We start from the raw sequence: 13,086 nt of genomic DNA on the forward strand, positions 1-13,086 counted from the left end.
GCTCATCGCCTCGCAGATCGCCTCGGCGTCAGCCGCGTCATGCTTGCCGCGCCGCACATACGGCTTCACGTGCTGCGCCGCGATCCGCACCACCTCATGACCCAGCCCCGACAGCGTGCGCGCCCAGTAATGCGAGCCACCGCACGCCTCCAGCCCGATCCTCACCGGCGCAAGCTTGGCGAAGAACGGGACTACCGCCCGCCGTTGCAATTTACGCACCAGCACCGAACGCTCCGCAGCGTCGACACCATGCAGCTGAAAAACACTCTTGGACGTATCCATGCCAATACGGATAAGGTGTTCCACGGACGGCTCCCTTGTTTGAGATCTCAACGAACTCATTCTGGCACATCCGATGCCGTCGGGCGCCGTCCACCCCATCATGCCGTGACCTTAGCCGAAGGGTGCAGCGGAGCAGGATGCTGCACCGCTGCAGCGCTCTGATGTAGCGGCATGGATCCTGGGATCTGCGCCGCGTCGCTTCGCTCCTTGCTTCGCCCCAGGATGACGAAACGACGGGCGCCTCGGCCAATCTCCAAAGTGTACGATCCGCCGGCGCAAAAACCGTCCAAATGTCAACCTTCCGCGCCCGGGAACCTAATGCACCGCAGCGTACATGATCTTCTCCTCCGTCGCCTCGGCAGGCGAGAACTCCTCGACGATGCGGCCTTGCCGGCAGACCAGGATGCGGTCGGACAGGTTCATGATCTCCGGCAGGTAGGACGAGATGACGACGACGGCCAGGCCCTCGTCGGCCAGCCGGTTGATGATCTGGTGGATCTCGGCGATGGCGCCGACATCGACGCCGCGCGTCGGCTCGTCGAAGATGACGATGCGCGGCTTTTGCACCAGCCCCTTGCCGATCACCACCTTCTGCTGGTTGCCTCCGGAAAGCTCGATCACGCGCGCATTATCGTTGATCGCCTTGACGTTCAGCGTCCTGGTCCATTCGGCAGACAGCGCCCGCATCTCCTGCGCGTTGATTACCCAGCTCTTTTCCCGCCCCGCCGCCAAAAAGCCGCCGAACAGGTTCTCGGCGACGTCCATCGTCTCGAAAATCCCCTCGCTCTTGCGATCTTCGGTGACATAGACGATGCCGTCCGCCACCGCCTCGCTCGGCACGAGATAGCGCACCGGCCGGTCGTCCAGCTCGATGGTGCCGCCGCGCAGGAAGTCGCGCTTGTAGATGCCGGAGACGATCTTGAATGTCTCGGTGCGGCCCGAGCCGATCAGCCCGAACACGCCGGTGATCTGGCCCTCGAAGATCGAGAAGGAATTGTTGCGCACGACATTGCTCATCGAGATGTCCTGCACCGACAGCACCTTCTTGCCGGCCTTGCGCAGCCTGGTCTCGTCGCGCTGGCTGTAGAGCTGCCCCGACAGCGTGCGCCCGACCATCGCCGCGACGATCCTGTCGCGATCGAAGGCGGCGGTATCGTCGGTGATCACCAGCTCGCCGTCGCGCAGGATGGTGATGCGGTCGGCGATATCAAGCGCCTCCTCGAGCGCATGGCTGATGAAGACGATCGACACGCCCCTTGCCTTAAGCCGGCGGATCAGCGCGAAGAAGTGCCGCTTTTCCTCTGGCGTCAGCGTCGCCGTCGGCTCGTCGAAGATGATGATCTCGGCATTGTGGTGGACGGCGCGCGCGATCTCGACCATCTGCCGCTTGGCGGCGCCCAGCGTCGCCACCATGGCATTGGGGTCGACGGGAAAATTCAGCGACTGCAGGAACTGCTGCGCCGAGATATAGGTGCCGCGCAGCCGGTTGAGAAAGCGCTCCGTGCCGAGGTAGAGGTTCTGCGCCACCGTCATCGACGGCACCAGGCTGGTTTCCTGGAACACCATGGCGATGCCGGCTTCAAGTGCCGCATGCGGCGAGGCGTAGGCGATCTCCTGGCCCTTGTGGAACATCGTTCCCGATGTCGCGTCGACGACGCCGGCGATGATCTTGGTCAGCGTCGATTTTCCAGCACCATTCTCGCCGAGCAGCGCGTGGATCTCGCCTTTGCGCAGTTCGAAGCTGACATTCTTCACCGCGGGCACGCCGCGATAGGTCTTGGTCACGTTCTCCAGTCGGACGATCGGTTCCATCAGCGATGCCCTCCTGAAGCCAGATCAATGGCCAGCAGGCAATCGCCGCCTTTCGAGGCAATGAAAAGGCGACCGTCTGTCTCCGCCACGCTGCAGATGCCGTGGCGCGTGCCGTTGGCGCGGCTGTGCAGGCTGAATTGCGGCCGCATCTCCCGATCGAGCCTGACCACCAGCCCGTAAGAGCGGCTCGGCGACCACGGCTTGTGGATGCCCATGGTGCGGATGCCGCCGCATTGCAGCGGCTCGAGGAAGCTGCGGTTGGAGGCGAGCGCCGGCGCGATCCAGTGTTGCGGCGACACTTGCGCCAGCATGTCGTTCCGATAGTGCGTTTCCTGCAGCACGAATTCGATCAGACGGTTCCGGGGCGCAAACAGCGCCAGCCAGGCACCGCCATCGGCGGCGGGCGATAGCCGCGCGGGATAGCCGGGCAGATGCGCCAGCACCGTCGAGCGGCTGCCTGTCGCGCCGTCGAAGCGGACGAGTTGGTGCCGCCAGCTCTCGCCGACCAACACGTCCTTGCCGGTTGGATGCAGCCCATAGGGAAAGGCGATGTCACCGGCGAGCTTGCGGAATTCGCTGCCTGCCGGATCGCGCTTCCACAGCGAACCCGACGCACCCTTCTTCATCAGATCGGCGGCCCATTCCGACGGCGCGTGTTCGGCCGAGCCATTGGCCAGCCAAAGCGTGCCATCTTCTGCGTAGGCGAGTGCTGTTATGCAGCGGATCTCGGCCGGCAGGGCGGCCTCCTTGCCTGCAATCAGCAGCCTGCCGCTTTCGAGCCCGACCGTCAGTTCGCCGGCGGGCGAGCGCGCGAGCGCGGTGACGGCGGCGGGAAATGTCTCGACCAGAACAGGCGCGCCACCGGCGGCGAGCGCGTAGAGGGCATTGCCGCTGGACGCCAGCAGCCGGCCGTCGGCGACCAGCAGATTGTCGGGCTCGGGCAGTTCGGCGAAGGCCGCAACATCGTCCAGCAGCGTGTTCGGCCTGAAGGCGCCATCAAGCGGCGGGATGGTCACTGCCTTGCCGCGAAAGATGTCGAGGATCGGGTCCAGCATCATGGCTTGGCACCCCAGTAAGAAGCGGGGCTGGTCCAGTTCGGGTCGGCGCCGGCAATCCGGTAGCGGCCGATGCGGTTGTTGAGGATGCCGCCGACGAACAGAAAACCCTTATGCTCGCGCATCGAAGTCACCATCGGATGCGCGGCGCCCGACAGGTCGCCCATCGCCTCGACGATGCCGCCGTTCTCGTTGAATTTTACCACACCGCCGGTGTTGATGTTGGGAAAAAGCCATTCGTCCTGCGGCAGCCGGCGCGTCATGCGCTTGCGCATGTCGGGATGGCGCAGCGACAGGTCGAAGCTCGGCGTGCGCATGCCGAGCCAGGCCATCCAGTAATTGCCGTCTGACGCTCGGTTGATGTTGTCGGGGTAGCCAGGCATGTCGCGGATGACGCATTCGGCAACGCCCGCCTTCGGCCCTTCCAGCCAGTAGCGGTGCACGCGGCAGGCCCAGCTTTCGGCGAAGAACAGCGACTTGCCGTCATGCGCCATGCAGACGCCGTTGGTGTAACGGTAGCCGTCGAGCAATGTCTTGGTCGAACCGTCCGTCGGATCACAGACGAGCAGCCGCCCGGTGGCGCGGTTCTCGATCGAATCCAGCGCCCAGTCGTGCGCGTCATAGCGCTTGGTGGAATCGGTGAAGTAGATGCGGCCGTCCGGCGCGATGTCGCAATCATTGGGGTCGCGCAACCGCGCATCGTCGACGATCGAGGTCCAGGAGCGCGACGTTTCCGCCGAAAGCCGCTTCACCTCGCGCTGCGGCGAGACCGAATAGAGGCCCATCGCGCCGACACAGCTGATCAGATTGCCTGTCTTGTCGAAGGCCAGGCCGAGCGGAAAGCCGCCAATATGCGCAAAGACCTCCGAACGTTTGTAGTCCGGCGCGAAGAAGCGGACGATCTCGCCATGCCTGGTGCCGCAATAGAGATGGTCGTCGCGGTCGAGGATGACGTCTTCCGGCCCTTCCAGCTCGCCGAGCCCGATATGGTCAGCCCCAGACAGCCGGTTGTCGAGCTCGTAAGGCGTGCCGGAACCCGGTGCGGCCGACTGCGTTGCGCCCATTTTCAGATAGACCGGTGCGACATAGACCTCGTCCAGCACCTTGTGGCGGTTCTTCAGCCAGCGAATGTCGATGGTGACGGCGACGGCCAGCATGATGCCCAGCACCATCTGGTTAGTGCCGGTGCCATAGCCCAGCCGGATCAGGCCGTTGGTCATCGTCAGCACGATGATCGCGCCCATCAGCCCCTTGATCACCGAACCGCGGCCGCCGCCCAGGCTGACGCCGCCGACGACCGCCGCTGTCAGTGCCATGACCTCGAGGTTGAGGCCTGTGCCCGGCCCTGCCCCGCTCAGCCGGCAGGCGATGAGGAAGCCGCCGAGCGAGGCGCAGAAGCCGGAGAACACATAAGTCATGAACACGGTGCGGCGTACGCGGATGCCGGCATTGTGAGCCGATCGCCGCGACCCGCCCACCGCCTGCACATGCCAGCCGGGCCGCGAGCGCGTCAGCGCGACATGCGTAATAATCGCCAGGATAATCGCCGCCCACACTGCGACCGACAGGCCCCAGAAGGTATCGTCGCCGATGAAGTCCAGCACATCCGATGTGGCATCGGAAAGCTGGACGTCGGCGGCATAGGTGGTGACCAGTATGTCGAACAGCGCCCGCCCGAAGATGAAGGTGACCAGTGTCGTCAGGAAAGCGCGCAGCCTGAAATAGCCGATCAGGTAACCGTTGATCGCGCCGAACAGCAGGCCGGTGGCGATCGAGGCGACCAGCGCCAGCCACACCGATTGTTCGAGGATGAAGAAGACGAAGACGGCGGAAAAGCAGGACAGCGCGAAGATCGAGCCGACCGAAAGGTCGATGCCGCCGCCAAGCATGACCACCGTCATGCCGGTGACGACCAGCGAGAACTCGCCGAGCTGGCGGGTCGATTCCTGTAGCGACATCGGCTTGAAGAAGCCGGGAATGATCGAACCGAACACGCCGAGCGTCGCCACCAGCGCCAGGAACGGAATGGCGTTGTCGGTCCAGCGTTTGCTCAATATCTCGCCGACGAGATGGTCGGGCACGAGATTGTAGCGCCAGGACTGGAGGCGTTCGCGAAAGGACATCGGTTGCTGCTATTCGAGAGAAAAGGGAAAAAGGGGCCGGGCTATCCGCAGAACAATCGCCTCAGGTTTGCGCTGCCCCTCACCCTTACCCTCTCCCCGTATAGAGACGGGGAGAGGGGGTCGCCAGCGTTGGAGCGTATCCCTTCTCTCCGTCACTATACGGGGAGAAGGTGCCGGCAGGCGGATGAGGGGCAGCGCGAAGCTCAGGAAAGCCGGCCTACTTGGCCGCAGCTTCGGCTTGCAGTGCTTTCAAATCCCAGCAGCTGTCCGGCTTGAGGTCGGCCTTGGTCGTCGCCTTCTCCAGCGTGTAGATGTAGGTGTGCGAGGTGCCGGCCGGCTGGCCGCTCTGCAACAGGAATTTTATGACGGCGTTCATGTCACCCGACTGGCGGGCAAGGTCGGTCATCACCACCGCGCCATAGGTGCCGTCCTGCAGCTTGTCGCAGTCGGCGGTTTTCTCGCCGCCACCGGTGGTGACCAGGAACACCTTGCCCTCGAGCTTGGCATCGCGGATCGCAGCCGATGCGCCGGTCGCGTCACCATCCCAGAAATCGATGATGGCGCAGATGTCGGGGTTCTGCTGCAGCATTGTCGTCGTCACGTTGCGCGAGGTCGTCGCATCCCAGTTGGAGTCCGGCTTGGCCACGACCTTGAAGTCCGCGTTCTTGTCCAGCACCTTCATGATGCCGGCATACTGGTAGAGGCTCGATGAGTTGGCCTGGTCGCCCTGCACCAGCCCGATCTTCTTGGAGGAGTTCGGCCCACAACCCTTGATCGCCGCTTCGGCTTCCAACTGGCCGAGGCGATCCCAGTCGCTGCCGACAAAGGCATCGGCCGGGAAGTTCGCCGGATTGTCGACCAAAAGCACATAGGTGCCGGCCGCCTGCGCCTTCTTCATCAGCTTGGCATAGGAATTGAGGTCCGGCGAATGGATGATCAGCACGTCCGGCCTGGCGTCCGACGAGATTGCGTCGGTTATCGCCTGCGCGCCGGCATCGACCACCCAGTTCGGATCACGCGTCTCGAACACGCCGCCCCAGGCCTCGACCTCCGTCTTCAGGTAATGCGCCCAGCCCTGTGCCAGGTCGAAGCCCATCGCCATCGGCACCAGCATCACACGCTTGCCCTTGAGCGCTTGCGAATAGGCGGCCGGACCCGGATCTTCTGCAGCGAAGCCCGGCGCCACGAAGGCGGAGATGGCAAGCGCTGCCGCGGCAGCCATAAATGTCCTGATGATTTTCATGTCACATCCTCTGGTTTGGTATGTCGTTCGCGGCCGGCCCCAACCGTTCGCGTCAGTCTAAATGTCGCCTTGCTGCGCGGTCTGCTCGTCGCGCGGATTGATGAACCCATCGACGATGATCGCCGCCAGCAGGATCGCGGCCTTGATCAGGTTCTGATAGAGCAGCGGAATGTCGATGATGGTCATGGCGTTGAGCAGGATGCCGATCAGCGCGGCACCCACCAGCACGTTGCGCACCCCGCCCCGCCCGCCCGACAGACCGATGCCGCCGATCACCGCCACCAGCACGATGTCGTAGAGCAGCGTGGAATTGACGATGCGGGTGTTGATTGAATGCAGGCTGGCGGCGGTGAGCAGGCCAGCCACCAGCGAGACCAGGGCCGACAGCACGTAGCGCAGCACCAGCATCGGGCGCACTGGAATGCCGATATTGCGCGCCGCGACCGGGTTGTCGCCGGCGAAATAGACGTAGCGGCCCCATTTGGTGTAGCGCAGGAACAGGAAGAAGGCGAAAGCCAGCCCGGCGAAGACAAACACCTCGACCGGGATGTCGAGGAAACGCAGCCCGCCCAGAAGCTCGACCCAATGGCCGGGCGGCACCGGCACGGCGTCCTGCGTGATCAATTGTGAACGCACATAGCCGAAGACGAAGGACGCGGTCGCCAGCGTCACGAAGATCGCCGGGACCTCGGCATAGGCGACCAGGATTCCGTTCAACAGCCCGATGGCGAGAACACCGGCGAGCACATAGGCGAAGGCCAGCCCGTCGGGCATCCCCGAATTCAGCAGTTGCAGATACCACGCGACCGACATCGCCATGATCGCCACCGCCGAGAGATCGATGCCCCTGCCGATGATAACGACCGCCATGCCGAGCGCCAATATGCCCAGCACCGAGACCGAGCGCACGATGGCAACGAGATTGTTCGAATTGATAAACCCGGGCAGTCCGATGGCGGCGGCAATGAACAGCACAACCGCGATGGCAAAGACAATGCCCTCTTGGTTCAGGCTTCTCCAGTTTAGCCAGCCGGTCGCGTTCATTGCCCGCTTTCACCCGCGATGGCTACGCCCTGCTCCCTCTGCGGCCATCGGAACGAAAGCTAATCGGCTCAAGACCAATTCGTCAAATGAATCCGTGCATTGCAGGCCGGCTTGCGACGAAATTCCGCGCTTGGATGCACCGATTGGCGAGGCTGGCGCAATGCCGGGAACTCAAGCTGTTTTGCAATTGATCGCGCCGATCGGACCGCCGGCAAAGGTTTGCTCCGGAACGAGCGAAGCAGGCATAATTTATGTCCGCGATTGCCGCTGGATTCCTGCGTCAAATCCGCAAAACATGGCCCGAGACCTCGGCGCCGGCAGCCTTCGGCAACGCCAGGAAGCGACACGAGGCGACGAGCCCGATTGCGCCGATCGCCACGAAGGCGAGTCGGAAGTCGACGAGATCGAGCGCCGCAGCGCCCCTGGCGATCTGCGACAGGTTGAGCAGTGCCGCGGCGACCGCTACGCCGAACAGCATCGCCACCTGCTGCAGCATGCTGGACAACGTCGCCGCCGAGCTGCGCTGCGGTGAGGCCACATCGGCGAAGGCCAGCGTGTTCAGCGCGGTGAACTGCATCGAGCGCGACAGTCCGGCGATCAGCATCAGCGCCACCACCAACGCTTGCGGCGTCTGCGGCGAAAGCGCCGCGCAGGCCATGATCGACAAGGAGGCGATCACCCCGTTGACGATCAGCACCGAACGGAAGCCGAAGCGCCTCAGCGTCGGCGTCGTCACCGCCTTCATGCCGAGATTGCCGAGGAAATAGGCCAGGATCATCATGCCCGCATCGACCGGGCTCAGGCCGAAGCCGACCTGGAACAAAAGCGGCAGCAGGAACGGCGTGGCGTTGATGGCGATCCGGAAAATCGTGCCGGCCGACAGCGTCGAGATGGCGAAGGTCTGCACCTTGAAAGCTGTGAGATCGAGCAGCGGATGGTTGGCGCGTCGCAGATGCCGCACCGCCAGCCAGCCGACCAAAATGCCCGTGCCGAGCAGTGCCACGGTCGGCAACACACCCTCTTCCGGATGCGCGATGCGCTCGAGGCCATAGAGCATCGCGGCGAGCCCCACCGAGGTCAGCAGGAAGCCCGGCCAGTCGAGGGGCTTGGCCCCAGCTTCGCGGTCGCCGGGAATGAAGCGGGCGACCAGTGCCAAACCGGCAACGCCAAGCGGGATGTTGATGAAGAAATTCCAGTGCCAGGAGAGATAGGTGGTGATGAAGCCGCCAAGCACCGGCCCGACCACCGGCGCAAACAGCGCCGGCCAGGTGATCAGCGCCGTGGCGTTGAGAAGCTCGGATTTCGGCGCGTTGCGCAGCACCAGGATGCGGCCGACCGGCGTCATCAGCGCGCTGCCCAGGCCCTGAACCGCGCGTGCGGCGACGAACTCGGCCAGATTCTGTGAGATGCCGCAAACGAGCGAGGCCAATGTGAACAGGGCGATCGCCACGAGGAAGATGTTGCGCGCGCCAAAACGGTCGGCGAGCCAGCCGGACAGCGGCACGAATACCGCCATGGTCAGCATATAAACGGTGATGCCGATGCTCATCGCCACCGCCGGCACGCCGAAGGATTCTCCCATCTGCGGCAGCGATGTCGAGATGATGGTCGAATCCAGAAGCTGCATGAAGAAGGCGACGGCGACGATCAGCGCCACCCGCCGGGCTTGCCGCGCCGCCGGCGCGGTTTCGGGCAAGGCTTTGTTTTCGGGAATGGCGGTCATGCACAGAACTGCCCGAAGGGGAATTTTCACCCGCTCCATCGGCAACCGCACAATTATCCGGCAAACCGATGACCCACCGGTTTCAACAGTATCTGGCCGGTGCCGTCCAGACCTGGTTCAACAAACTTTCGTGTGGCATCGCAGCCGGCCATGCGATGACCCGGCCCTGGCGCCGAACCGGCCTTTCACGATCCGCGATGATGCTTTGTGCCGCTGCCGGGGCGTCTTATGCGGCTTCGATCTTCTCCAGGAACAGGCTGAGCTGGTCCGGGTCCATGTGCACGACGTGCCTGTCTTCGGGATAGGCCAGGCTGTTCACATCGGCGACATATTCGGAGAAGGCAGCGATTCGTTCGGCCTGCAGGCGATCGTATTCGGCGGCGAAATTGCGATAGACCTTGGAATGGCGCGGCATGTGGCCACGGTTCTGGCCGAGGATGTCGTCGGCGAACAGATACTGCGCGTCACAGCCGGTGCCCGCTCCCATCGACAGCATGATCAGCGACGTGCGTTCCGAAATCGCCTTGGCCACCTCGACCGGCACCACCTCGATCTCGGCGCCGATCGCGCCGGCGGCCTCCAGTTGCTTCACCGCCTCGAACACCTGCATGGCGGTATCGGCGGTCTTGCCGACAGCCTTGAAGCCGCCCGTCCAGGTGGCGCGTGACGGGATGAGGCCGACATGGCCGATCACCGGAATGGCATCGTCGGCCATCCGCTTGATGGTGGCGTACCCGGCGCTGCAATAGACCGCATCGGCGCTGGCCTTGTAGAGCCGGAACGCCCAGCGGACGAAATCATCGGCGGTGCCGATTTCGAAGAAATTCTCGCCCGGCATGGTGAACAGGCTGGGTGCCGCATCGCGGTATTGCGGATTGAGCACCAACTCCGGCGGCACCGAGACGATATCGACGCCGGCGCGTTCGGCGGCCTCGGCCTCGTCCATCGTCAGCACGCGCAGCATGGTCAGCTGCCGCTTGCCCTTCATGGCACGCAGGTCTGCGACGGTCGGTCTTTTCCGGCTCATGGATTTTGGTTCCCTTTGCTACGTGACAGAAGGCCGGTCAGGCGATCTGGATCATCACCTTGCCAGCTTCCACCTTGACTGGATAGGTCGCGAGATTGACGCAAACGGGAGCGCCCTTCGCCTGCCCGGTCTTATAATTGAAGCGGCCATTGTGCTTGGGGCATTCGATGATGTCGTCCATCACAAGCCCATCGGCCAGATGCGCCTTCTCATGCGTACAAAACCCATCGGTGGCGAAGAATTCATCGTCCGGCGAACGGTAGATCGCGAAGGTGCGGCCGCCATGGTCGAAGCGGATGACATCTTCCTCTTCGACATCGTCCACGGCGCACGCTTCGACCCAATCGGCCATCTCTATCTCTCCTGAAATTTCTGCGTTGCGCTGGTGCGCAGTACCTACTCAGCCGCTGCCGACATGTTCACTTCGTGGAATTCGCCACGATAGGGCCGTGCGGTTGGCGGCAGTTCGCGCTTGAGGAAATAATCCTCGTATTTGAGCTGCCTGAGCAGGACAGGCCAGACCTCGCGATAGGCATGCCATATCGACGGGTTCGGCTCCGGCAGATCGTGCTTGATCAGTTCATGCAGCCTGGGCAGCGCGTGATAAGGCACCATCGGAAACATGTGGTGCTCGACGTGGTAGTTCATGTTCCAGTAGATGAACCGGCTGATCGGGTTCATGTACACGGTACGGGTGTTGAGCCGGTGATCGACGACATTGTCGGCCAGACCGATGTGCTGCAGCAGGCCGGTCATCACCATGTGCCAGGTGCCGTAAAGGCGCGGCACGCCGATAAGCACCACCGGCACCCACGACTGCAGGTAGAGGGCGAGTGCTATCGTGGCGATGTAGATGGCAATATGCCAGCGCGCCGCGATGACGGCCTTGTGCTGTTCCATCTCGGGAACGTAGCTTTTCTCGTCGGGCGTCAGCTTGCCGAACGCCTGGCGTACCAGTGCCGGAAGCGAATAGCGAAAATCGAGGATGCCGGTGAAAGCCAGCGCCGCACGCAAAAGGTCCGGCGGGCGCATCACGGCGATCTCGGCGTCGCGGCCGACGATGATGGTGTCGGTGTGGTGGCGGGCATGGCTCCAGCGCCAGGTCACCGGGTTGCGCATCAGCATGAAGCTGGCGACCTGGTAGACGACATCGTTCATCCAGCGCGTGCGGAAGGCAGTGCCATGGCCGCATTCGTGCCAGCGCGAGTCGCTGGACGAGCCGTAGAGCACGCCGTAGACGAAGAAGAACGGCACGCACCACCAGGTACCCCAGAAATAGATGGCGCCGGCGGCGGAGCCGAGGATGGCGACGATCCAGATGATCGTGTCGCGGATCGCCGGACCGTCTGAGCGCTGCATCAACTCCTTGATCGCCTTGCGGGGGACATCCGTGTGGTACCACTCCGCCGAGGCCAGTCCCGTCTCGATCGCCCTGCGCGTGCTTTCGCCGACCAGGCTGTAATCGCGCTTTACCGTGCCAGCCATTGTGACCTCCAATTCCCGATCGGCCGCGAACCCTCCCCGCTCCGGCCGGAACCAGCCTCCCAACTGGTGTCCCGTATCGTCTTCGCCATTATCACGACCTGCCTCCAAGAACAGGAAAACGGCCCGACGGCTGGGGATAATCCTGCTGCGGCTGCCTGGCGATTGCAGCGATCCGGCTTTCGGCGGCGGCGATCTCGCCGGCGCCGTCGAGGACCCGGAACGCCGCATCGTAGGAGCGGCTCTCGCCATGCTCCAGCCAGATCATCTCGCCGCGTTCGCGCGCCGCCAGATTGCCCAGCACATGATGCGTCGACGGCTCGATGCCCAGCGCGTACTGCCCGGCCTGGAAATTCTGCCATTGATAGGCGCAAGGCAACTGGTCCTTGCGCGTGACCACCTCGAAGCCGAGGCCGAGCCTGTCGTTGACCACCGCCACCGGGACTTCGCCGGTGCTGTCGGCGCCGAGTTCATGCTGCCAGACCTGTTCCTTGAATCCCGGTTGCGGCGCCGGCACCGTGCGGTAGCCGACCTTCTGCGCTTCATAGCGCTCGCCGGCATGCCCGGCCCAGACGACGTCGCGGATCGGCGCCAGGTAGCGCGATCCCTCGTCGAGCACCGGATGACTGACATTGATGTGGTAGAAATACATATGCGGCGTACGGTTGAAACCGTGATTGACGACACGGTCCGAAAGCCGGATCTCGTTGCCGCCGACATCGGCCTCGATCCGCCGCAGCAGGTGCAGATCCTCGCCGAATACAGTCGATTGCTGGACGATGCCTTCGGCCCACAACAGGCAGCGGTCGCCGTCCCAGGTCTCGCCATAGCCGGTCAGCCGCGCCGGAATGGTGCTGACACGGCCGTGCAGCGAATGGCGCACCGTCTTCTTCGGCGGGTAGTTGTAGGTATCGGCCGGTACTTCGTTCATGAACAATATATGGTCGAGGCCGCAGGTCAGCAGAAGGCCGGAAAACGACCGCGCCCACGCCAATCCCTCCTCGCCTTCATATTCGTGCAGGCCGGGATGGCGAAAACCGCTCGGCGAGTGCCAGCCGATCGCCTGGCCCCTGAAGTCGCAATCGGCGATATCGAGCGCCCGGTCGACCAGCGCGGTGAAGCGCAGGCCGGAGCCGGTGCGGAATTCGAGCATGCGGATGCCGCGCTCGATGCCGTCGCCAAGCGTCATCAGCCGCACGCCGGCGAACTGCGACAGCATGCCCGAGCGTTCCGAGACCTGCCGGCGCGACAGCGTCTTGCCGTAAAGCTCTACCATGTGACGGCCAGTTCTTTCA

The 13,086-nt window shown here is 63.6% G+C and carries 10 protein-coding genes and 1 pseudogene; all 11 read right to left on the reverse strand.

Going from position 1 to position 13,086, the window contains the following annotated elements; translation table 11 throughout:
- Positions 1 to 306: pseudogene (locus NKI39_RS25020) on the reverse strand (IS110 family transposase); the annotation flags it as partial.
- Between the two features lie 291 nt (positions 307 to 597).
- Positions 598 to 2,094 carry a sugar ABC transporter ATP-binding protein gene (locus NKI39_RS25025; protein ID WP_352771376.1) on the reverse strand — a complete coding sequence of 499 codons (1,497 nt, stop codon included), beginning with the start codon at positions 2,092 to 2,094 and terminating at the stop codon, positions 598 to 600.
- Entirely contained in the window at positions 2,094 to 3,152 is a 1,059-nt protein-coding gene (locus tag NKI39_RS25030; RefSeq protein WP_352474242.1) for a hypothetical protein, read from the reverse strand. Before NKI39_RS25030 ends, NKI39_RS25025 begins: the two co-directional genes overlap by 1 nt.
- Positions 3,149 to 5,272, reverse strand: a complete 2,124-nt coding sequence (locus NKI39_RS25035) for an ABC transporter permease (RefSeq protein ID WP_352835145.1) — start codon at positions 5,270 to 5,272, stop codon at positions 3,149 to 3,151. The genes NKI39_RS25030 and NKI39_RS25035 overlap by 4 nt, the downstream gene beginning before the upstream one ends.
- Before the next feature lie 217 nt (positions 5,273 to 5,489).
- Positions 5,490 to 6,515, reverse strand: coding sequence for a sugar ABC transporter substrate-binding protein (locus NKI39_RS25040; RefSeq protein WP_352835147.1), 1,026 nt, complete (start codon positions 6,513 to 6,515; stop codon positions 5,490 to 5,492).
- A gap of 57 nt (positions 6,516 to 6,572) precedes the next feature.
- Positions 6,573 to 7,559, reverse strand: a complete 987-nt coding sequence (locus NKI39_RS25045; RefSeq protein ID WP_352452739.1) for an ABC transporter permease — start codon at positions 7,557 to 7,559, stop codon at positions 6,573 to 6,575.
- 280 nt (positions 7,560 to 7,839) lie between these two features.
- A complete protein-coding gene (locus NKI39_RS25050) occupies positions 7,840 to 9,282 on the reverse strand; it encodes a DHA2 family efflux MFS transporter permease subunit (RefSeq protein ID WP_352835150.1) in 1,443 nt (480 codons plus the stop codon).
- Between the two features lie 226 nt (positions 9,283 to 9,508).
- Positions 9,509 to 10,309, reverse strand: a complete 801-nt coding sequence (locus NKI39_RS25055) for a 3-methyl-2-oxobutanoate hydroxymethyltransferase (protein ID WP_023675787.1) — start codon at positions 10,307 to 10,309, stop codon at positions 9,509 to 9,511.
- A 37-nt stretch (positions 10,310 to 10,346) separates the two neighbouring features.
- A complete protein-coding gene (locus NKI39_RS25060) occupies positions 10,347 to 10,661 on the reverse strand; it encodes a MocE family 2Fe-2S type ferredoxin (RefSeq protein ID WP_023675786.1) in 315 nt (104 codons plus the stop codon).
- Between the two features lie 44 nt (positions 10,662 to 10,705).
- Entirely contained in the window at positions 10,706 to 11,794 is a 1,089-nt protein-coding gene (locus NKI39_RS25065) for a fatty acid desaturase family protein (protein WP_352835153.1), read from the reverse strand.
- 91 nt (positions 11,795 to 11,885) lie between these two features.
- Entirely contained in the window at positions 11,886 to 13,067 is a 1,182-nt protein-coding gene (locus tag NKI39_RS25070; protein ID WP_352835156.1) for an aldose 1-epimerase family protein, read from the reverse strand.
- Between the last annotated feature and the right edge of the window lie 19 nt (positions 13,068 to 13,086).

Source organism: Mesorhizobium sp. M0664 (assembly GCF_040320565.1).
In the GTDB taxonomy this organism is placed as follows: Bacteria; Pseudomonadota; Alphaproteobacteria; order Rhizobiales; family Rhizobiaceae; genus Mesorhizobium.

Coding starts and splice junctions, on each gene's coding strand:
- NKI39_RS25055 (WP_023675787.1), bottom strand. CDS start 10,309: ATGAGCCGGAAAAGACCGACCGTCGCAGACCTGCGTGCCATGAAGGGC.
- NKI39_RS25025 (WP_352771376.1), bottom strand. CDS start 2,094: ATGGAACCGATCGTCCGACTGGAGAACGTGACCAAGACCTATCGCGGC.
- NKI39_RS25045 (WP_352452739.1), bottom strand. CDS start 7,559: ATGAACGCGACCGGCTGGCTAAACTGGAGAAGCCTGAACCAAGAGGGC.
- NKI39_RS25030 (WP_352474242.1), bottom strand. CDS start 3,152: ATGATGCTGGACCCGATCCTCGACATCTTTCGCGGCAAGGCAGTGACC.
- NKI39_RS25070 (WP_352835156.1), bottom strand. CDS start 13,067: ATGGTAGAGCTTTACGGCAAGACGCTGTCGCGCCGGCAGGTCTCGGAA.
- NKI39_RS25060 (WP_023675786.1), bottom strand. CDS start 10,661: ATGGCCGATTGGGTCGAAGCGTGCGCCGTGGACGATGTCGAAGAGGAA.
- NKI39_RS25065 (WP_352835153.1), bottom strand. CDS start 11,794: ATGGCTGGCACGGTAAAGCGCGATTACAGCCTGGTCGGCGAAAGCACG.
- NKI39_RS25040 (WP_352835147.1), bottom strand. CDS start 6,515: ATGAAAATCATCAGGACATTTATGGCTGCCGCGGCAGCGCTTGCCATC.
- NKI39_RS25035 (WP_352835145.1), bottom strand. CDS start 5,272: ATGTCCTTTCGCGAACGCCTCCAGTCCTGGCGCTACAATCTCGTGCCC.
- NKI39_RS25050 (WP_352835150.1), bottom strand. CDS start 9,282: ATGACCGCCATTCCCGAAAACAAAGCCTTGCCCGAAACCGCGCCGGCG.